The sequence below is a fragment of the Serpentinimonas sp. SMBJO2 genome, from assembly GCF_056341105.1.
Map to the genome: position 1 here is coordinate 2,424,583 of NZ_CP150628.1, position 17,146 is coordinate 2,441,728.

General features: G+C 65.9%; 23 protein-coding genes and 1 pseudogene. 7 read left to right on the forward strand and 17 right to left on the reverse strand.

Features of this window, described 5'->3' with window-relative positions; genetic code table 11:
• Positions 1 to 63: 63 nt before the first annotated feature.
• The 5 genes from fabD to AAAZ40_RS11310 form a co-directional block, all read right to left on the reverse strand.
• Entirely contained in the window at positions 64 to 1,023 is a 960-nt protein-coding gene (gene fabD, locus AAAZ40_RS11290; RefSeq protein WP_476660448.1) for an ACP S-malonyltransferase, read from the reverse strand.
• A gap of 115 nt (positions 1,024 to 1,138) precedes the next feature.
• Positions 1,139 to 2,158, reverse strand: coding sequence for a beta-ketoacyl-ACP synthase III (locus AAAZ40_RS11295; protein ID WP_476660449.1), 1,020 nt, complete (start codon positions 2,156 to 2,158; stop codon positions 1,139 to 1,141).
• A gap of 21 nt (positions 2,159 to 2,179) precedes the next feature.
• Positions 2,180 to 3,208: a phosphate acyltransferase PlsX gene (gene plsX, locus AAAZ40_RS11300; protein WP_476661735.1), complete on the reverse strand. Its 1,029-nt coding sequence runs from the start codon at positions 3,206 to 3,208 to the stop codon at positions 2,180 to 2,182.
• A 149-nt stretch (positions 3,209 to 3,357) separates the two neighbouring features.
• Positions 3,358 to 3,540 carry a 50S ribosomal protein L32 gene (rpmF, locus tag AAAZ40_RS11305; RefSeq protein WP_476660450.1) on the reverse strand — a complete coding sequence of 61 codons (183 nt, stop codon included), beginning with the start codon at positions 3,538 to 3,540 and terminating at the stop codon, positions 3,358 to 3,360.
• Between the two features lie 124 nt (positions 3,541 to 3,664).
• Positions 3,665 to 4,252, reverse strand: a complete 588-nt coding sequence (locus AAAZ40_RS11310; protein WP_476660451.1) for a YceD family protein — start codon at positions 4,250 to 4,252, stop codon at positions 3,665 to 3,667.
• Between the two features lie 66 nt (positions 4,253 to 4,318).
• On the opposite strand from AAAZ40_RS11310, the gene pdxH reads away from it, so the two are divergent.
• A complete protein-coding gene (gene pdxH / locus AAAZ40_RS11315; protein ID WP_476660452.1) occupies positions 4,319 to 4,951 on the forward strand; it encodes a pyridoxamine 5'-phosphate oxidase in 633 nt (210 codons plus the stop codon).
• Positions 4,952 to 5,038: 87 nt separating this feature from the next.
• Here pdxH and folK read toward each other — a convergent pair whose 3' ends face one another.
• From folK to AAAZ40_RS11340, 5 genes are read right to left on the reverse strand one after another with little or no spacing between them, the layout of a single operon-like run.
• Positions 5,039 to 5,533 (reverse strand): 2-amino-4-hydroxy-6-hydroxymethyldihydropteridine diphosphokinase, encoded by a 495-nt coding sequence (gene folK / locus AAAZ40_RS11320; RefSeq protein ID WP_476660453.1) that lies wholly within the window; start codon positions 5,531 to 5,533, stop codon positions 5,039 to 5,041.
• A 51-nt stretch (positions 5,534 to 5,584) separates the two neighbouring features.
• Positions 5,585 to 7,231, reverse strand: coding sequence for a polynucleotide adenylyltransferase PcnB (pcnB, locus tag AAAZ40_RS11325; RefSeq protein ID WP_476660454.1), 1,647 nt, complete (start codon positions 7,229 to 7,231; stop codon positions 5,585 to 5,587).
• Positions 7,228 to 7,905 carry a histidinol-phosphatase gene (locus AAAZ40_RS11330; RefSeq protein WP_476660455.1) on the reverse strand — a complete coding sequence of 226 codons (678 nt, stop codon included), beginning with the start codon at positions 7,903 to 7,905 and terminating at the stop codon, positions 7,228 to 7,230. The genes pcnB and AAAZ40_RS11330 overlap by 4 nt, the downstream gene beginning before the upstream one ends.
• Positions 7,906 to 7,965: 60 nt before the next feature.
• The gene (locus AAAZ40_RS11335; protein ID WP_476660456.1) at positions 7,966 to 8,661 is read right to left on the reverse strand and encodes an HdaA/DnaA family protein; all 696 of its coding nucleotides are present in this window, start codon (positions 8,659 to 8,661) and stop codon (positions 7,966 to 7,968) included.
• 6 nt (positions 8,662 to 8,667) lie between these two features.
• Positions 8,668 to 9,798, reverse strand: a complete 1,131-nt coding sequence (locus AAAZ40_RS11340) for an AI-2E family transporter (RefSeq protein WP_476660457.1) — start codon at positions 9,796 to 9,798, stop codon at positions 8,668 to 8,670.
• A gap of 66 nt (positions 9,799 to 9,864) precedes the next feature.
• Between AAAZ40_RS11340 and purM the strand changes: the two genes are divergently transcribed.
• The 3 genes from purM (at position 9,865) to AAAZ40_RS11355 (ending at position 12,105) form a co-directional block, all read left to right on the forward strand.
• The gene (purM, locus tag AAAZ40_RS11345; RefSeq protein WP_476660458.1) at positions 9,865 to 10,944 is read left to right on the forward strand and encodes a phosphoribosylformylglycinamidine cyclo-ligase; all 1,080 of its coding nucleotides are present in this window, start codon (positions 9,865 to 9,867) and stop codon (positions 10,942 to 10,944) included.
• Between the two features lie 236 nt (positions 10,945 to 11,180).
• Positions 11,181 to 11,408 carry a hypothetical protein gene (locus AAAZ40_RS11350; RefSeq protein ID WP_476660459.1) on the forward strand — a complete coding sequence of 76 codons (228 nt, stop codon included), beginning with the start codon at positions 11,181 to 11,183 and terminating at the stop codon, positions 11,406 to 11,408.
• On the forward strand, positions 11,380 to 12,105 hold the full coding sequence (locus AAAZ40_RS11355) for a nucleotidyl transferase AbiEii/AbiGii toxin family protein (protein WP_476660460.1): 726 nt from the start codon (positions 11,380 to 11,382) through the stop codon (positions 12,103 to 12,105). Before AAAZ40_RS11350 ends, AAAZ40_RS11355 begins: the two co-directional genes overlap by 29 nt.
• A gap of 61 nt (positions 12,106 to 12,166) precedes the next feature.
• Here AAAZ40_RS11355 and AAAZ40_RS11360 read toward each other — a convergent pair whose 3' ends face one another.
• The 7 genes from AAAZ40_RS11360 to AAAZ40_RS11390 form a co-directional block, all read right to left on the reverse strand.
• Positions 12,167 to 12,568, reverse strand: coding sequence for a type II toxin-antitoxin system MqsA family antitoxin (locus AAAZ40_RS11360; RefSeq protein WP_476660461.1), 402 nt, complete (start codon positions 12,566 to 12,568; stop codon positions 12,167 to 12,169).
• A 2-nt stretch (positions 12,569 to 12,570) separates the two neighbouring features.
• On the reverse strand, positions 12,571 to 12,867 hold the full coding sequence (locus AAAZ40_RS11365; protein WP_476660462.1) for a type II toxin-antitoxin system MqsR family toxin: 297 nt from the start codon (positions 12,865 to 12,867) through the stop codon (positions 12,571 to 12,573).
• Positions 12,868 to 13,060: 193 nt separating this feature from the next.
• Positions 13,061 to 14,005, reverse strand: coding sequence for a DNA-methyltransferase (locus AAAZ40_RS11370; RefSeq protein WP_476660463.1), 945 nt, complete (start codon positions 14,003 to 14,005; stop codon positions 13,061 to 13,063).
• A complete protein-coding gene (locus AAAZ40_RS11375) occupies positions 13,995 to 14,528 on the reverse strand; it encodes a hypothetical protein (RefSeq protein WP_476660464.1) in 534 nt (177 codons plus the stop codon). The genes AAAZ40_RS11370 and AAAZ40_RS11375 overlap by 11 nt, the downstream gene beginning before the upstream one ends.
• A 449-nt stretch (positions 14,529 to 14,977) precedes the next feature.
• Positions 14,978 to 15,199, reverse strand: coding sequence for a hypothetical protein (locus AAAZ40_RS11380; RefSeq protein WP_476660465.1), 222 nt, complete (start codon positions 15,197 to 15,199; stop codon positions 14,978 to 14,980).
• Between the two features lie 3 nt (positions 15,200 to 15,202).
• Positions 15,203 to 15,481 carry a type II toxin-antitoxin system TacA family antitoxin gene (locus tag AAAZ40_RS11385; RefSeq protein ID WP_476660466.1) on the reverse strand — a complete coding sequence of 93 codons (279 nt, stop codon included), beginning with the start codon at positions 15,479 to 15,481 and terminating at the stop codon, positions 15,203 to 15,205.
• A gap of 192 nt (positions 15,482 to 15,673) precedes the next feature.
• Entirely contained in the window at positions 15,674 to 16,009 is a 336-nt protein-coding gene (locus tag AAAZ40_RS11390) for a helix-turn-helix domain-containing protein (protein ID WP_476660467.1), read from the reverse strand.
• Between the two features lie 117 nt (positions 16,010 to 16,126).
• Between AAAZ40_RS11390 and AAAZ40_RS11395 the strand changes: the two are divergent.
• From AAAZ40_RS11395 to AAAZ40_RS11405, 3 genes and pseudogenes are all read left to right on the forward strand, one after another.
• Positions 16,127 to 16,237, forward strand: a pseudogene (locus AAAZ40_RS11395) (metallopeptidase TldD-related protein); the annotation flags it as partial.
• Positions 16,238 to 16,448: 211 nt separating this feature from the next.
• Complete coding sequence (locus AAAZ40_RS11400) at positions 16,449 to 16,658, forward strand: TA system antitoxin ParD family protein (protein WP_476660468.1); 210 nt, start codon at positions 16,449 to 16,451, stop codon at positions 16,656 to 16,658.
• The gene (locus AAAZ40_RS11405) at positions 16,658 to 16,936 is read left to right on the forward strand and encodes a type II toxin-antitoxin system RelE/ParE family toxin (RefSeq protein ID WP_476660469.1); all 279 of its coding nucleotides are present in this window, start codon (positions 16,658 to 16,660) and stop codon (positions 16,934 to 16,936) included. Before AAAZ40_RS11400 ends, AAAZ40_RS11405 begins: the two co-directional genes overlap by 1 nt.
• The last annotated feature ends 210 nt before the right edge of the window (positions 16,937 to 17,146 follow it).

The following is a 17,146-nucleotide window of genomic DNA, read 5'->3' on the forward strand; positions in this document are numbered from 1 at the left end:
GTCGCTGCATGGGGGTGGGTGCGCGCGCCGGGCTCGGGCGCGCTGTCATGCCCGCCTTGCCTTTCAACCGATTGGGCCCAATTGGGCGCGCAACGCCGCCAGTGTAGCCGGGTCGTAGAGTGCGGCGCTGTCCAGTTCGGGGTCGATGCGCTTGACCAGCCCGGCCAGCACCTTGCCGGGGCCGCATTCGACCACCGTGCGCACGCCGCGCGCCTTGAGCGCTTGCACGCACTCGACCCAGCGCACCGGCCCAAAAGCCTGGCGGTACAGGGCGTCGCGGATGCGCTCGGGCGCGGTTTCGCAAGCCACGTCGATGTTGTTGAGCACCGGAATCTGCGGCGGCAAGAACGCGGTCTGCTCCAGCGCCAGCCGCAGGCGCTCGGCCGCCGGGCGCATCAGACTGGAATGGAACGGGGCCGATACCGGCAAGGGCAGCGCGCGCTTGGCGCCACTGGCCTTGAGCATCTCGCAGGCGCGCTCCACCGCTGCCTTGCTGCCGGCAATCACGGTTTGCGCCGGGTCGTTGAAGTTGACCGCCTGCACCACCTCGGCGCTGTCGGGGCCAAAGCTGGCTTGGGCCTGTTCGCAGCCGGCGCGCACCTGTACGGCACCCAAGCCCAGGATGGCGGCCATGGCGCCGGCGCCCACCGGCACGGCGTCTTGCATGGCCTGGGCGCGCAGCCGCACCAGCGGCGCCGCCTGGGCCAGCGTGAGCACCCCGGCGGCCACCAGCGCCGCATACTCGCCCAGCGAATGCCCGGCCAGCGCCAGCGGCGCCGCGCCACCCTCGGCACGCCAGATGCGCCACGCCGCCACGCCGGCCACCAGCATCACCGGCTGGGTGTTGGTGGTCAGCGCCAGCGCCTCTTTGGGGCCGTGCTGGATCAGCTGCCCCACATCCTCACCCAAGGCGGCGCTGGCCTCTTGCAAGGTGTCGGCCAGCACCGGGTGCGACCCCCAGGCGTCGAGCATGCCCACCGACTGCGACCCTTGGCCGGGGAAAACGAAAGCAAAATCAGACATATCTAGCGCTCCTTGGGGGCCCGGTCGGGCGGTCAATGGGTCTGGAATGGGGGCTGTGGGTGGGCCGTGGATGGGGTCGAGCATCTGCCGCGCCCAGGTGGACGAGCCATGGCCTTCAGAAGCGCAACAACACCGCGCCCCAGGTGAAGCCACCGCCCACGCCTTCGAGCAGCAGCAGCTGCCCTGGACGCACCCGGCCCGAACGCACCCCGTCATCCAGCGCCAGCGGGATCGAGGCGGCCGAGGTGTTGCCGTGCTCGTGCACAGTCACGATCACCTTGTCCATGCCCAGCCTGAGCTTGCGCGCCGTGCCCTGCATGATGCGGATGTTGGCCTGGTGCGGGATCAGCCAATCGACCGCGCTGGCCTCGATCCCGGCCTTGGCCAGCACCGCACGGGCGGCCTCCTCCAGCACCCCGACGGCGAGCTTGAACACCGCCTGCCCGTCCATTCGGAGCAGCGGCGTGCCGCGCAGCTGGCCGCCGGCTACGCTGCCGGGCACGCACAAAATGCCGCTGTGGCGCCCGTCGGCGTGCAGATCGCTGGCCAGCAGCGCCGGCCCGCTGCCGTCGTGGGTGCAGGCCTCGAGCAGCACCGCCCCGGCGCCGTCGCCAAACAGCACGCAGGTGCCGCGGTCGTTGAAATCGAGCAGGCGCGAGAACACCTCGGTGCCCACCACCAGCGCGCAGCGGGCGATGCCGGTGCGGATGAGCGCGTCGGCCACCGTAAGCGCATAGATGAAGCCGCTGCACACCGCCTGCACATCAAAGGCCGCACCGCCAGCGGCACCCGCCAAGCCCTGGGCCTGCGCGTGCTCGCTGAGCTTGCGCTGCAGGATCGTGGCGGTGGCAGGGAACACCATGTCGGGCGTGGAGGTGGCGACGACGATCAGGTCCACCTCCGCCACCTGGCGGCCCGCCGCCTGCAGCGCCTGCAAACAGGCTTGCAGCGCCAGATCGCTGGCCTCGCTGCCCGCATCGACAAAGTGCCGCGCCCGGATGCCGGTGCGCTCGACGATCCATTCGTCGCTGCTCTCGATGCCACGCGCGGCCAGTTCGGCCACCAGATCGGCGTTGCTCAAACGCCTGGGCGGCAGGTAGCTGCCGGTGCCGGTGATGCGGGTGTAGCGGCTCATGGGCTGTGCAAGGTTGCGGGACTAGGCGGGACTGAGTGGCGCCAGCGGCGCGGCGGCAGCGATGCGCTCTTGCACCCGCTGCAGCAATTGTTTGTCGGCGGCCTCATAGGCGCGCCGCAGGGCCTGCTCGAACGCCACGGCGTCGGCCGAGCCGTGGCTTTTGAACACCAGCCCGCGCAGGCCCAGCAAGGCCGCGCCGTTGTAGCGCCGGTGATCGACCCGTTCCTTGAACGACGACAGCACCGGCCATGCCAGCGCAGCGGCCAGCTGGCTGTACCAGCTGCGCGAAAATTCCTCGCGCACGAAACCGCCGATCATGCTCGCCAGCCCCTCGCTGGCCTTGAGCACCACGTTGCCCACGAAGCCGTCGCAGACCACGATATCGACCGTGCCCTTGAACAGGTCGTTGCCCTCGACGTTGCCGTAAAAATTGAGGTCGCCGTGTTCGGCGGCGCGGCGCAGCAGCACGCCGGCCTGCTTGATGACCTCGTTGCCCTTGATCACCTCTTCGCCGATGTTGAGCAGCCCCACCGTGGGCGCGGCCTTGCCGCTGGCCGCCACCAGCGACGAGCCCATGAGGGCAAACTGCAGCAGGTGTTCGGCGCTGCAATCCACGTTGGCGCCCAGGTCGAGCACGGTGGTGGCCGTGCCCTTGGCGTTGGGCATCTGCGAGGCGATCGCCGGGCGGTCGATGCCGTCGAGCGTTTTGAGCAGGTAGCGCGCAATCGCCATCAGGGCGCCGGTGTTGCCCGCCGAGACCGCCACCTGCGCCGCCCCGCTCTTGACCTGTTCGATGGCCACGCGCATCGAGGAATCGCGCTTGCGCCGCAGCGCCACCTCGACCGGGTCGTCCATGGCCACCACCTCGGTGGCGGGCACCACGGTGCAGCGGCTGGCATCGAGCGCCGCCGGCAGTTGCGCCAAGGCCTGCGGCTGACCGACCAGCAGCAAACGGGCGCCGGGGTGGCGCGCCAGGAAGGCCGCACACCCCGCCAAGGTGGTGGCGGGGCCGTGGTCGCCGCCCATGCAATCGACCGCCAGCGTGATCACGATCGGTTGCCCCTCAGGCGAGTGCATGCGGGCAAAGCCCAGCCCAAGCCCAGCGCTGGACTGTGGTCAGGCGCTGGCTTGAGCACGTGGGCCGACGCAGACAGAGGCGCAGGATCAAGCGCAGGGAACACAGGCAGGCGCAGGCCGGATCAAGCCTCGGACTTGTTCTTGAGCACCTGCCGGCCGCGGTAAAAACCGTTGGGGCTGACGTGGTGGCGCAGGTGCACCTCGCCCGTGCTGGGCTCGATCGCCATGCCCGGCACATTCAGGGCGTTGTGCGAGCGGTGCATACCGCGCTTGGAAGGCGATTTCTTGTTTTGCTGAACGGCCATGATCGGCTCCTGGATGAAAGTGGGTGGCCCTGGGAGCCTGCCCGATTTTGCGACAATGCACAGCGATTTCGACCCCAGGCAGCAGCAGCCTATGCCTACAGTCGCCCACGTGCGAAACCTTGCATTATAACGCCGAGTCTGCACCAGGCTTGCGTTGCGCCAGTGCCTTGAATGGGTTCGGCCGCGGCGGCTCATCCTCATCGGGGGCGGTGGCTTCGGCATAACCCGGCAGCGTGCTCGGGCAGGCTGGGTGCATGGGCACCAGCGGCAGCGCCAGCAGCAGCTCGTCCTCGATCAGCTCGAGCAGATCAAAACGCGGCTGCCAGACCAGCAGGTCTTCGGCGCTGGCCTCGTCTTCGGCCAGGGCGCTGGCCTCGTCGGCCACGAAGCGAAACCAGCGCTCATCGTGCAGCGGCTCCAGATAGGGCTCGAGGCAGCGCTGGCAGTGCAGCGGCACCTGGGCGCTCCAGCTCAGCTGCAGCCACAACTGGCGCGGTGCGGCGCTGCGCCCCGCAGTTGGCGCGGCCGCCGGGCTGGCGCGCCACTGGGCCAGCGCCTGCCATGTGAGCGGTGCCAGCGGGCTGGGCCAAGCCGGTGCGTCGGCGCGCCAGCGCGGCAGATCGGCCAGCGCCAGCTCGCCGTGCAGCGGCTGCGCGCTGTCGGCCAGGGCGCGCAGGTCGAGGGCTTGGGGCCGGGGGGCGGTGTGGGTCATGGGGCTGGCGTTTTGGCGGCAAGCGCTCGATTTTAAGTGCCCGCCCACCGTGCCATACTTGCGCCCATGAACATCGCCGACTTGCGCAAAAGCTACGAACGCGCCGCCCTGAGCGAGGACGACTCGCACCCCGACCCGCTGCAGCAGTTTGGCCGCTGGTTCCAGGAAGCCCTGAACAGCGAACTGCCCGAGCCCAACGCCATGACGCTGGCCACCGTGGGCAGCGACCTGCGCCCGAGCACGCGCGTGGTGCTGATCAAGGGCTACGACGCCGATGGCCTGGTGTGGTACACCAACTACGACAGCCGCAAAGGCCAGGAACTGGCCGGCAACCCGTGGGCGGCGCTGCAGTTTCATTGGACCGAACTCGAGCGCGTGGTGCGCATCGAGGGCCGCGTGGAGCGCGTCAGCGCCGCCGAGAGCGACACCTACTACCAGAGCCGGCCATTGGAGCACCGCATCGGCGCTTGGGCCAGCGCGCAGAGCCGCGTGCTCTCGAGCCGGGCGGCGCTGGTGGCGCAGGCGCTCAAGTACGGAGCCCAGTTTGTGCTGCACCCGCCGCGCCCGCCACACTGGGGCGGCTACCGGCTGCGCCCCGACCGCTGGGAGTTCTGGCAGGGCCGCCCGAGCCGCCTGCACGACCGGCTGCGCTACCGCCTCGAGGGCAGCGACTGGGTGCGCGAGCGCCTGTACCCCTGATAGACCCAGGCCAATCCTGGAGCCAGACAGCCGCCAAGCCGCTTTGTGCGGCACCCCCACAGGCGAAGGGGGGCTAGGAAGGGGGGACTACCCCAGCCTTTCGATGCGCTGCCCGGCCACCCGCGCCAGCGCGGCGGCGCTGACGCGCTCGGGCGCGATTTCGGCCAGCGGCCACAACACGAAGGCGCGTTCGTGCAGGCGCGGATGCGGCAGGGTGAGCCAGGCCGACTCGATGCGCGCCGCGCCGTATGCCAGCAGATCGAGGTCGAGCGTGCGCGGCGCGTTGCGGTAGGGGCGCGCGCGGCCGGCGGCCTGCTCCAGCGCTTGCAGCTGCTGCAGCAAATCGGGGGCGCTCAGGTGCGTGTGCAATTCGGCCACGGCGTTGATGAAATCGGCCCCTTCGGCCTGCCACGGCGCGCTGCGGTACAGGCTCGAGGCGCGCTGCAGCCGTGTGCGCGGCAAACGCCCCAGCGCCTCGATGGCGGCAAGCACGCTGGCGCGGGCATCGCCCAGGTTGGCGCCCAAACCCACCCAGGCCGACACCAGGGGGCGCGCCGCCGCGGTGTGCAGCAGGTCGGTCACGGCACTTGGGCGCTTAAATGAGGCGCTGATCGGGCACTTTGGGGCAGCGCTTCAGGCGGCATCGGGGTTGGCCGCGCGTGCGCTGTCAGCGCCTCTTTCGGCACCGGCACCGGCACCGGCACTGGCACCCCCAGCCGCAGCCGGTTTGCGCCGGCGCCGGCGTTTGCGTGCGGGGGCGGCATCGGCTGCACCGCTGCCCACGGCCGCGCCGGGTTCGACCGCGCCCAGCTCGGGCTGGTTGGGGTCGGGCTCGGGTCGTGCTTCGTCTGCCGTGCTGCGCGGCACCCTGGGCGCTTTGGCGCGCCCCGAGCCCTTGGTCGGTGCGCGGCTGCGCTGCTGCTCGAGGCGCAGCGCTTCGAGCATGTCGCGCCGCACCGCTTCGTTGGCCAGGCTGAAGGTCTCCCACCAGTGCGACAGCTCCTCGTCGAGCTCGCCGACTTGGGCGCGCAGGCGCAAAAAGTCGAAACCAGCGCGAAAGCGCGGCTGCTCGACCAAGGCAAACGGGGCCTGGCCGCTGCGCTTGTCGAAACGCGGCTGCATGAGCCAGATTTCGCGCATGTCGGCCGCCAGCTTGCCGCGTCCCGAGACGTCGCCGATGCGCGCCTCGAAGGCCTCATCCACCGCCTCTTGCAGGGCCGCAAAGGGGCTGCTCCCGGCCTGCTGGCGCCGCTCCCAGCCTGCGCGCACGTCGCTCCACAGCACGCAGGCCAGCAAAAAGCTCGGCACCACCGATTTTTCTTCGGCCACGCGCCGATCCGTGTCCTGCAGCGCGGCGCGCACAAAGGGGTCCTGGGCACGCTCCACCACCACGTCGAGCAAGGGGTAGATGCCCTGCCCCAGCCCGAGCGCCTGCAGCTGCTCGAGGCTCGCCAGGGCGTGGCCGGTTTGCAGCAGCTTGAGCATTTCGTCGAACAAGCGGCTGGGCGGCACCTCGGCCAGCAGCGGCAGGCTGGGGCGCAACGGGGCGCGGGTCTTGCTGTCGAAGTGAAACCCCAGGCCACTGAGCTTGGCCGCAAAGCGCACCGCGCGGATGATGCGCACCGGGTCTTCGCGGTAGCGCGTGACCGGGTCGCCGATCAGGCGCAGCACGCGTTTTTTGGCGTCGCGGATGCCGTGGTGGAAATCCACCACCACCTCGGTCTCGGGGTCGTAGTAGAGCGCGTTGACGCTGAAGTCGCGCCGCGCCGCGTCCTGTTCCAGCGTGCCCCAGACGTTGTCGCGCAGCACCCGGCCGCTGGCATCGACGGCGTGCCCGACCCCGACCAGCGCCGCCTTCTGGCTGCGCTCGTTGCCGCTGATCTGCTCGGCGTCGGCGCTGTCGAGGTAGGCGCGCAGGGTCGAGACCTCGATCACCTCGTGCTCGCGCCCGCGCCCAAACACCACATGCACGATGCGAAAGCGGCGCCCGATGATGAAGGCGCGGCGAAACAAGGACTTGACCTGCTCCGGCGTGGCGCTGGTGGCGACGTCGAAATCCTTGGGGCGCAAGCCCAGCAGCAAATCGCGCACCGCCCCGCCGACGATGTAGGCCTCGTGGCCGGCGCGCTTGAGGGTGTGCAGCACATCGAGCGCGCGGCCATCGACCAGCGAGGGGTCGATGCCGTGCACCGCCACCGGCACGTCTTCGCGCTTGCCAAAGGGGGTGGCGCTGGCCTTGGGCGCCTTGCCCAGCAAGCGGTTGATAAAAGAGGTGATCATGCCGGTGCGGTATCAAATAGGTCGAGAATGGGCCAGCCGCGTTGTTGCGCCAGCGTGCGCAAGCCGGCCGAAGGGTTGGTGGCCACCGGCACGTCGGCTTTTTCGAGCAGGGGCAAGTCGTTGAGGGAGTCGGAATAAAAGGTGGTGTGCACCTGGCCCCAGCCCAAGCCGCGCGCGGCCAGCCATTGCTCCAGGCGCTGCACCTTGCCTTCGCGAAACGAGGGCGTGCCTGCGATCTCGCCACTGTACCAGCCATCGGGGCCGCGCGCCAGTTCGACCGCCAGCAGCTCGTCGATGCCGAACGCGTGCGCGATCGGGCGCGTGACGAACTCGTTGGTGGCGGTGACGATGAGCAGCGCGTCGCCGGCGCGGCGGTGCCGCTCGACCAGTTCGAATGCGGCCGGCCGCAGCTGCGGCGCGATCACTTCGCGCATGTATTGCTGGTGCGCGGCGGCAGCGGCCTGCGCGCCGCGCTCGCGCACGGCGGCGGTGCTGAAGCGCACGTAGTCGTGGATGTCGAGCGCGCCGGCCTGGTACTGGGCAAAGAATTCGTCGTTGCGGCGCGTGAAGGTATCGGCGTCGGTCCAGCCGATGCGGGTGGTGAACTGGCCCCAGGCGTGGTCGGAGTCCAGTGGCAGCAAAGTGTGGTCGAGGTCAAATAGGGCCAGCTTCATGGGGTGGTGCGTTGGTGGTGGGCTTGAATGGGGGTGGTTCGGGGGCTGGGGCCGGCCGGTTCAGCGGTGCTCATCGAGCATGGCCTTGAGCAAGGGGATGCTGAGCGGGCGCTGGGTGCGCAGCGCGTAGCCGTCGAGCCGCTCGAGCAGCGCCATCAGGCTGCCGAGCTCGCGCGCAAAGCGGTTGAGCATGAAGTCGAGCAGCTCGTCCGGCACCAAGAGCCCGCGCACGCTGGCGGCCTGGCGCAGCACGCGGCGGCGCTCGGCGTCGCTCAACAGCGGCAATTGGAACACATGGCCCCACGCCAGCCGGGTGCGCAGGTCGGGGCGCAGATCGAGGTCGGCCGGCGGCCGGTCGGCGGCGGCCAGCACCCAGCGCGGGCGGCCGTCGGTGGGCGTGAGCGCGTTGATGCACCAGTTGAAGGCCAGCGCCTGCTGCGCACTGCCGTAGTGCTGGCAGTCGTCGAGCAGCACGGCGCTCCAGCTCGGATCAAAATCGGGCAGCACCCGGCAGCCGGCATCGAGCCAGCCCACCGCCTGCCCCTGCTGCTGCAGCGCCAGCCGCACCGCGTGCAGCAGATGCGTTTTGCCGGTGCCGGGCGCCCCCCAGAGCAAAGTGGGCACGCTGGCGCACTGCGGCTGCGCCAACAGCTCGCGCAGGTGCGCAAGGGCCGGCTGCTCGGCGTCGAGGTCGGTGAGGAAATTGTCGAGCGCGGGCGGCGCGGCCAGCCCCAGATCGAGCACCAGTTGCTGCATCGTGGCTCAGGCGGGCGGGTTCCCGGGGGCGGGTGCAGAATCAGCGGCAGGCGCAGGCACCCGCTCCATGCCGTCGGTGTAGAGCGCGCTGCCTTGGTACAGCGCCTGCAGGCGGCGCAGCGCCACCACCAGCACCGCGCTCACCGGCAGCGCAATCAGCACGCCGACGAAGCCGAACAGGTGCCCAAAGGCCATCAGGGCAAAGATCACCGCCACCGGGTGCAGCCCGATGCGCTCGCCCAGCACGCGCGGCGTCAGGTAAAAGCTCTCGAACACCTGCCCGGCGGCGTACACCGCCGCCACCATCAGCACCGGCCACAGCTCCTGGAACTGCAACAGCGCCGCCAACAGCGCCAGCACCAGCCCCACGCCATAGCCCAGGAAGGGCACAAACATGGCCAGTCCGGTAAACACGCCTATGGGCAAGGCCAGGTCCAGCCCCACCAGCATCAGCCCGAGGGTGAAGAACAGCGCCATGGTGCTCATCACCAGCAACTGGCCGCGCAGGTACTGGCCCAGCACCTGGTCGGTCTCGTCGAGGAAGCTTTGCGTCGTGGCGCGCCAGCGCGGCGGCACCAGCAGCTTGCTGTGCGCCACCAGCCAGTCCCAGTCGCACAGCATGTAAAACGCCACGATGGGCGTCAGCACCAGGTAGCCCAGCAGCGCCACCAGCACCGAGCCGCCAATGCGCAGCGACGACAGCACGTAGTCCACCAACTGCCCTTCCTGGCCCGCCAGCAGGCGCTGCAACAGCTCGCGCACGGCGGCCACGTCCACGGTCAGGTCCAAGTCCAGCTCATACGCCTGCACCAAGGGCTGCACCCAGGCGTTGAAGCGCTCCAGCAGCAGCGGAATCTGCTCGCGCAGCAGCGGGATCTGGTGCGTAATGACGGGCACGATCAGCAGCAGCACCGCCGCCATGATCGCCATGAGCAGCAAAATCGAAATGCCCGCCCCCACCCAGCGCGGCAGGCCGCGCGCGTGCAAGCGCTCCACCACCGGGTGCAGCGCGTAGGCGATGACGGCGGCGACGATGAAGGGCGCCAGCACCGGCGCCAGCAGGCCCAGCAGCAGCCACGCCACCACGGCCAGGCCGAGCCAGGTGAGCACGCGCCACTGCGCAGGGGTGAGCAACATCGAAGGGGCAGACAAGGTGGGAAGGCGGGCCAGTAAAATCGACACATTCTATAGTGCCCACATCACATGACCACGACACCCCTCTCCTACAAAGACGCTGGCGTTGACATCGACGCCGGCGACGCGCTGGTCGAGCGCATCAAGCCGCTGGCGCGCAAGACGCTGCGCGAAGGCGTGCTGGCCGGCATCGGCGGCTTTGGTGCGCTGTTTGAAGTGCCCAAGCGCTACCGCGAGCCGGTGCTGGTGTCGGGCACCGACGGCGTGGGCACCAAGCTCAAGCTGGCCTTCGAGTGGCAGCTGCACGACACGGTGGGCATCGACCTGGTGGCCATGAGCGTCAACGACGTGCTGGTGCAGGGTGCCGAGCCGCTGTTCTTCCTCGATTACTTTGCCTGCGGCAAGCTCGATGTCGATACCGCTGCGGCGGTGGTGGGCGGCATTGCGCGCGGCTGCGAACTGGCCGGCTGCGCCCTGATCGGGGGTGAGACCGCCGAAATGCCCGGCATGTACCCGCCGGGCGAGTACGACCTGGCGGGCTTTTGCGTCGGGGCGGTGGAAAAAGCGCGCATCCTCACCGGGCAGACCGTGGCCAGCGGCGACGTGGTGCTGGGGCTGGCCTCCAGCGGCGTGCACTCCAACGGCTTTTCGCTGCTGCGCAAGTGCCTCGAACGCGAGGCATCGAAGCTGCCCGCCACCCTCGACGGCCAGCCGCTGCGCCAAGCCATCATGGCGCCCACGCGCATCTACGTGCGCAGCGTGCTGCAGGCGCTGGCGCAGCACCCATTCGATGCGCCAGCGGGCGGCATCAAGGCGCTGGCGCACATCACCGGCGGCGGCCTGCTGGAAAACATTCCGCGCGTGCTGCCCGATCACCTCGCAGCCGAACTGGTGTCGGGCAGCTGGCCGCAGAGCGAGCTCTTTGCCTGGCTGCAGCGCAGCGCCGGCATCGACGATTTCGAGATGAACCGCACCTTCAACAACGGCATCGGCATGGTGCTGGTGGTTGCTGCTGCCGCCGCCGATGCGGTGGCCGCCACGCTGCGCGCCCAAGGCGAAACGGTGTACGCCATCGGCCAGATCGCGGCGCGCGGCACCGGGGCAGCGGTGCGGGTGGTGCCAGAGTCAGCGGGTGGGCGTGGTGGGTGAGCCGACGCCGCGCATCGACGGGCTGACGGTGGGCGGCACGGCCTGAGGCCGCAACCCTGCGTAGCCACCTTGGGGCCGCATCAAGCGCTCGGCACAACCAAGCTGGACGCGCGCGTTGGCGCCGCAGGTCTAGGCAATCGCCCGGGATGGGACAGATAATCGCATGGCGTGCGGCTTTTTTCACGCTGTTCGCGTAAGATGCTGCCGTTCAAAATCATAAAAGTGTGTGGTTCGCCATGCTGCATCGCCACCTCAACCATCAACGCTACACCCTCGCCGCCATCGACGACGTGATCTCACGCGGTCGGTGGAACGATTGGGCGCAACTGCGCCAGGCGGCTTTGTCCGACCCTGCCCTGCTCGACAAAGTGGCGCGCGTTTGCCGGCCCCGCATCTCCGACCCCTACGCGCAGCGCCATCACTTCTGGATGCACTATGCCGAAGCACATCGCGCCGCTGCCTGACTGGGAGCTGGTCTTGTCTTCTGCCGCACGGCTCCAGCGCATCCTGCCCGATGCCGTGCTGGTCGGGGGTACCGCCTCGGCCATCCATGCCGCGCATCGCTTCTCGCGCGACGCCGACCATGTGCTGACCGACCTGCGCCATCGCTTCGACGCAGTGCTGGCCGAGCTTGAGTCGGTCGCTGGCTGGAAGACGGCTCGCGTGCAGCGCCCCGTGCAAATCCTTGGCAGCCTCGACGGCATCGAAACCGGCGTTCGACAGCTTATCCGCGACGAACCGCTGGAAACGGCAGTGGTGGACTATCACGGTGCGCGAATCACCGTTCCAACCGAGGGCGAGATTCTGCGCATCAAGGGCGTGCTGATCCTCAAGCGCAACGCCACGCGGGACTACCTCGACTTCGTGGCCTTGGCCGATCACATGGGTGATGCGCACGTTGCCCGTGCGCTGCAACCGTTCGACCGGCTCTACCAGCAGGACAACGGGGAATCGCCGCTGCAGCAATTGCAGGTGCAACTTGCCCACGCGCTACCCTTTGACTTGGAAGAAACTGAACTCAGCGAATACAAGAACCTCAATCCTCGCTGGCACGACTGGCAAGCCGTCAAAGCCGTTTGTTCGCACCTTTGCACCGTCATCTTCGACCGGGTGTGCGACATGGATGCAGATCGTTCTGGCGACCATGGAATGGAGCCGTAACCATGCCATGGATCAACCTGACCTTTCATTCCGCTCGGTGCGCCTGCCGTTTCTTTGCTGCTCAGGCGGCCCTGACCTCGTTTAGCAGCTCGGGGTGACGGTCCAGCAGCTTGAACAACTGCACCAAGGCCAGCGGGGGCTTGGTCAGGCCGCGCTCGTAGCGCGAGAAGGCGTTGACCCCGCCGCCAAACAGATCGGCCGCTTCGCGTTGGCCAAGCTTGAGTTTCTTGCGCACTTGAACGATGAAGGTCGGGTCCACGCTGGCTGCGTTCACTTGCTTGTTGAAGGCATGCATTTCGCGCATCACGCGCTCGGTCTCGGCCAAGTCGGTGATGGACTCGGCGCAGGCGGGGCAAAAGTCCGCCGTGACCGCAGGTATCACGGTGCTTTCGCCCTTGTAGGTGTAGGGCAGGTCGCGGGTGTCGCGTATCAGTTCCGCCGCGCCGCAAACCGGGCATTTCATGGTCATAGCTCCTTGAAAGACACGATCAGCCCCTCATCCACCACCGTCAGCTTCAGGTACACGTCGCCCACCTTGGTGCTGGGGCGGTATGCGTCCTGCCACAGGGTGTGGTCGGCTTGGGTGGTCATGCTCTTGTAAAAATCTGCGGGCTTGAGCGCCAGCACAACAGCCAACATGTCGGCCAGCTCAAACCCCATGGCAGCAGCCCCAAGCCTGGCTGAGTGCGTGACGCGGACTTTACCCGCCTCGACCAAGGCCTTGACCACCGACAGCTTGCGATGTGGCGTTTTCTTCTCCACCTGCGGAAGTGTAAGCTAATAGGTTATTTTTGACAAGCGCTCAGCACAGCCAAGCTGGACGCGCGCGTTGGCGCCACAGGTCTAGGCAATCAGCCGGGAAGGGACACCTACCCAAAGGCGGCCCATCGCCGAAGCCAAGCGGCGTGACCGCCGGTGGCGGGCAAGTCCGCTCAAGTGCCTGGTTGGGCGACTTTCATTGTGACATTTCGTGAATCAAATCAAACGGAAGAGGCGACTGTCCTTGCGTCGCAGATGCAAGCTCCGAAGAACTCTCAAAGCGCAATTTACTTTCCGCAGCATAGTCACTTCTAATTTCGACTCCAGTCCATTTGCGCCTCAAGCATTCAGCCACATAGCCCGTGGTGTTGCTCCCGGCAAATGGGTCAAGCACGAAATCTCCAGGGTTTGTCAGAAATTCAATGAAGAATCTGGGAAGCTCTGCTGGAAAGCGAGCCGGGTGCACCTTGTTGCCAAGTTGCTTGCTGTTTTTAATATAGGAGCTGTTTGATTCGTTGTTGCCACACTGAATGAGGTTGGAAGGAATTGAACCGCCTTTGTCGCTGGCAAAGGTGCCGTTTATCACGTGGCCACTGGGGCGCACAGTCTGTTTAACGCCGCGCTTGATGAGCCGCTTCATGTCCTCGCTGTAAGGTTGCAAAACCCTCCTGTTGTCAGCGTTGGCCATCGGGTCCTTGACGAGCCAGAAAATGTATTCAACGCTGTCCTTGACGCGTATGCGCCTGACATTTACCCACTCTGCCGGCGCCGGCATTTTTGCAGGATTGAACCAAAAAAATTCCTGTGCCAAGTCAAAGCCAACTTGATCGATCAAGGCCAGCAATGTTCGATAGTGATACAAACTGCGAACCGGCGCTCCGGGTTGCCATGCGCCACCGAGGTTCAGAACGAATGAACCAGTTGGTTTGATGACACGCTTTATTTCTCTGGCAAAGGGGACAAGCCAGGCAACGTAATCTTGCTGGTCAGCATTTCCATACTCTTTCTTGAAATGCAGAGCGTAAGGCGGACTGGTAATGACCAAATCAACCGAGTCATCAGGCAGGTGCCGCAAGAACTCCAAACTGTCAGCGCAAAACAGCGCGCCGAACTCCGTTTTGTAGATGGGGTCAGACTGCATATGCGTCAATCACATCCTGCAAGCGTGAGAACCACCGCGGGCTGGTTTCTTCTCCATCAGGTACAGGGTGCATAACCTGAAGTTTGCCTGGATGGCTTCGGTGAGCAGGAAGGTCTTGCACCAATGCATACCGAAACTGGCTCCAATCACCAGTAAGACGACCGACACAAACGGCGACCACATCGAAATGGCTTCGTTCGTAGTAGCGGCTGCCAGGATCGCCTTTGGCCGTGCGGGTTTTTTGCAGTTCAACCTGCGGTTTTTGACCATTGCGTATGGTTTTCACCTCCACTTTCATGGTCGTGCCGGCAAGGGTGATGATGGTGAAGTCATGCATACCGTCCACATCGTGGCCTTCGTAGCTGTGTAGCCAGCCTTCTCTGCTGGCAATGCGGAGCTTGCGCTCAAAATGAACCTCCGCCACGGCACCCTCCAGCGCAACCTTCAGACGGAATCGTTTGTCGATTGCGTCAAGCAGTTCCTGAGAGGTCAGGCTGTACTTCAGTTCTAGCGCGTGAGGCATGCTCTCGTTTCTTGGTAACACATCGAAATGCGGATGCCTGCTATTTTAGCTGCGAAGCTGCTTGCCGGCCAACGCTCATGCTCAGGGGCGCGCCGAAGGCGCGTCCTGCTGAAGCGCAGTGTTGACTGGCGAGCGGCCAGCGCAACGGCAGGTTTCCTGACGCGGGGGTGACCCGCACTGGCACCGCAAGTCTAGTCAATCGCCCGGGATGGGACACCTATAGCTCACGCTGGCCGTGCGACTGGCCAGCGCCAGCGCGCTGTTTCCATGCGGACGTTCTTCAGCATCCAGGCTCAGCAGTTCCAGCAGCATGATGAGCTTGGCGCCACAGGTCTATACAATCGTCCGGGATGGGGCACCTGGCCGTCAGCGCTTACTGCGCGAGCAACGCCTTGAGATCCTTTATGACCAGAAACAGGTGGAATGGATCGGTCGCTCCATCTTTGAAATCAAACTTCCGGTGCCGAAGGATGATCGACACTGCCCACGGTCAGGCTGTAAAACCCGACGACCGTCCCGTTGTCGCAACACACGTAGGTCTGCGCGCTGCTGGCCCGTTGATTGTTGAGTGCATGGCGTTGCAGAAACTGATTCAAGGCGAGCTGGCCACAATCGAACGCTTCGACGGCATCGGTTGCCCTGAGTTTGCGAATGGACTCAAGCCGAGACACGCATCAGTCCAGAATGCTGGGTTGCGCCATCAGCTTCTTGAGGCGCGGCAAAGGCTGCGGCGGTGCATCGAGGGCTTGCTGAAACGCCTGCCACTGCTCCTCAGACAGGACGAAGTGACGACGATCTGCCAGCGCCTGGTTGGCCGCAACCACCCCGGCATCCAGCAGGAACTCGCTGACGTTTTTGTGGCAAGAACGCGCTGCCTCCTGCAGCAGTTGCTTGACAGCACTGCTGGCGCGGACATCGATGCGTTCGGTTTTGGCGAGGTTCAAGGCACTCATGGCAACCCCCATGTTCTGAAACATGCCGCCATCATAGCGTCCGGACGGTGTGCTGACAAGTCATAGTCATCCCGCTCGGTGCGCCTGCCGTTACTTTGTTGTTCAGGCCGCCCTGACCTCGTTGAGCAGCTCAAGTTGACCTGTTGAAGGCATTCACAATGAAACTGCTTGACCCGATTTCTCGTCGCAGCCTCAGACGGCGGCCAGCACCGACACACAGCCGGCGGCGTGATGAGCGACCTTGGGGCGGATGAGAATCTCGACGTCGCGGTCCAGCTGGGTGATGAAGTGCAGCAAGCGCTCCGCCGAGAAGCGGCGCAGCTTGTAGTGGCGCAGTTCCGAGACGTGCGATTGGGCAATGCCGAAGATCTCGGCCGCCGCCTTTTGCGTGAGTTTGCGCTCTTGGATCAGATCGTTCAGGCGCATGGCCAGCTCGGTGCGCAGCCGTCGCTCTTGGGCATCGGCAAAGCCCAAATCCCTGAACACATCGCCAGAGCCCTCATCGACGGCATCAATCATCGCGGCCATAACTCACGCCGGAAACGCCAACAGCTCGCGCATTGGATGAGCCCACCCAATGCAAGGGCCGCTCGAAGCGAGGGACTTTGCTCATGCAGTAAATATACCACATGAGACATGCCTGACAACGCCCTCGCGCTCGACAGCGGCGTGGGCACCAGCGGCAAGGAGGGCCAGAGCCTGCCGGTGGGCGTGGACCAGCCGACCCTGCGCATGGACGGGCCGACGGTGGCCTGAAGCTGCAAACCCGCTCAGCAACCTGGGGGCCTCATGCGCTCAGCACAGCCATACTGGGCGCGCGCTGGTGAGTTTGCCGACTGGCTGCGGTCACGCTGCTGCCGAGAATCCGGCTCCGGCCTTGCTGAACCATCCAGGTACAGGTGAGCGGCAAACTGGTTCCCTTTTGGCCCATGTTGGGCTAGAATGCGCCCATCCATTGAGGTGCACCATGGCCATCAACGTCAAACTCTCCGCTGGCTTGGTCGAATGCGCCAAGCGCTACGGTTCCATCGAGCACCGCTCGGTGCCCAAGCAAATCGAATACTGGTCGCAGATCGGCAAGATCGCCGCTGAAAACCCCGACCTGCCCTTCAGCGTCATCCGCGACATCCTGATCGCCGATCAAGAGGAAGCTGAAGCTGAGTACCAGTTTGGTTGATGCGCATCCTCGTCACGCCCACCTTCGAGCGCAGCGTCAAGAAGCTGCACAAGCAGCAGAAAGCCGCGCTCGACGAAGCGGTGCGCACGCTTGTCAGCCAGCCCGAAGCGGGCGAAACCAAAGTTGGCGACCTGGCAGGCGTGCAGGTTTACAAGTTCCGCATGGGCAGCTTGCTCTGCCTGCTGGCTTACCGAGTCCTCGACGAGAGCACGCTCAAACTGCTGATGCTTGGGCCGCACGAAAACTTCTACCGCGAACTCAAGCGGCTGGACAGTTGACCGGCGAGCGGCCAGCGCAACGGCAAGTTTCCTGACGCGGGGGGGGACCCCAGTTGGTGCCCCAAGTCTAGGCAATCGTCCGGGATGGTACAGCTAGAAGCGGATAATGTCCAAGCACGATTTCGCAAAGGCGCGAGCCCACACCACAGAAACCTGGGTGGCAAGCCAACATTCTCTTGACGGAATATTCCATAAAGGGCATAATCGCTG

What these genes read in the sequence shown, in the direction of transcription:
- fabD (WP_476660448.1), bottom strand. Translation starts at nt 1,023, where the DNA reads ATGTCTGATTTTGCTTTCGTTTTCCCCGGCCAAGGGTCGCAGTCGGTG.
- AAAZ40_RS11295 (WP_476660449.1), bottom strand. Translation starts at nt 2,158, where the DNA reads ATGAGCCGCTACACCCGCATCACCGGCACCGGCAGCTACCTGCCGCCC.
- rpmF (WP_476660450.1), bottom strand. Translation starts at nt 3,540, where the DNA reads ATGGCCGTTCAGCAAAACAAGAAATCGCCTTCCAAGCGCGGTATGCAC.
- AAAZ40_RS11310 (WP_476660451.1), bottom strand. Translation starts at nt 4,252, where the DNA reads ATGACCCACACCGCCCCCCGGCCCCAAGCCCTCGACCTGCGCGCCCTG.
- pdxH (WP_476660452.1), top strand. Translation starts at nt 4,319, where the DNA reads ATGAACATCGCCGACTTGCGCAAAAGCTACGAACGCGCCGCCCTGAGC.
- pcnB (WP_476660454.1), bottom strand. Translation starts at nt 7,231, where the DNA reads ATGATCACCTCTTTTATCAACCGCTTGCTGGGCAAGGCGCCCAAGGCC.
- AAAZ40_RS11330 (WP_476660455.1), bottom strand. Translation starts at nt 7,905, where the DNA reads ATGAAGCTGGCCCTATTTGACCTCGACCACACTTTGCTGCCACTGGAC.
- AAAZ40_RS11335 (WP_476660456.1), bottom strand. Translation starts at nt 8,661, where the DNA reads ATGCAGCAACTGGTGCTCGATCTGGGGCTGGCCGCGCCGCCCGCGCTC.
- AAAZ40_RS11340 (WP_476660457.1), bottom strand. Translation starts at nt 9,798, where the DNA reads ATGTTGCTCACCCCTGCGCAGTGGCGCGTGCTCACCTGGCTCGGCCTG.
- purM (WP_476660458.1), top strand. Translation starts at nt 9,865, where the DNA reads ATGACCACGACACCCCTCTCCTACAAAGACGCTGGCGTTGACATCGAC.
- AAAZ40_RS11350 (WP_476660459.1), top strand. Translation starts at nt 11,181, where the DNA reads ATGCTGCATCGCCACCTCAACCATCAACGCTACACCCTCGCCGCCATC.
- AAAZ40_RS11355 (WP_476660460.1), top strand. Translation starts at nt 11,380, where the DNA reads ATGCCGAAGCACATCGCGCCGCTGCCTGACTGGGAGCTGGTCTTGTCT.
- AAAZ40_RS11360 (WP_476660461.1), bottom strand. Translation starts at nt 12,568, where the DNA reads ATGAAATGCCCGGTTTGCGGCGCGGCGGAACTGATACGCGACACCCGC.
- AAAZ40_RS11370 (WP_476660463.1), bottom strand. Translation starts at nt 14,005, where the DNA reads ATGCAGTCTGACCCCATCTACAAAACGGAGTTCGGCGCGCTGTTTTGC.
- AAAZ40_RS11375 (WP_476660464.1), bottom strand. Translation starts at nt 14,528, where the DNA reads ATGCCTCACGCGCTAGAACTGAAGTACAGCCTGACCTCTCAGGAACTG.
- AAAZ40_RS11385 (WP_476660466.1), bottom strand. Translation starts at nt 15,481, where the DNA reads ATGAGTGCCTTGAACCTCGCCAAAACCGAACGCATCGATGTCCGCGCC.
- AAAZ40_RS11390 (WP_476660467.1), bottom strand. Translation starts at nt 16,009, where the DNA reads ATGGCCGCGATGATTGATGCCGTCGATGAGGGCTCTGGCGATGTGTTC.
- AAAZ40_RS11400 (WP_476660468.1), top strand. Translation starts at nt 16,449, where the DNA reads ATGGCCATCAACGTCAAACTCTCCGCTGGCTTGGTCGAATGCGCCAAG.
- AAAZ40_RS11405 (WP_476660469.1), top strand. Translation starts at nt 16,658, where the DNA reads ATGCGCATCCTCGTCACGCCCACCTTCGAGCGCAGCGTCAAGAAGCTG.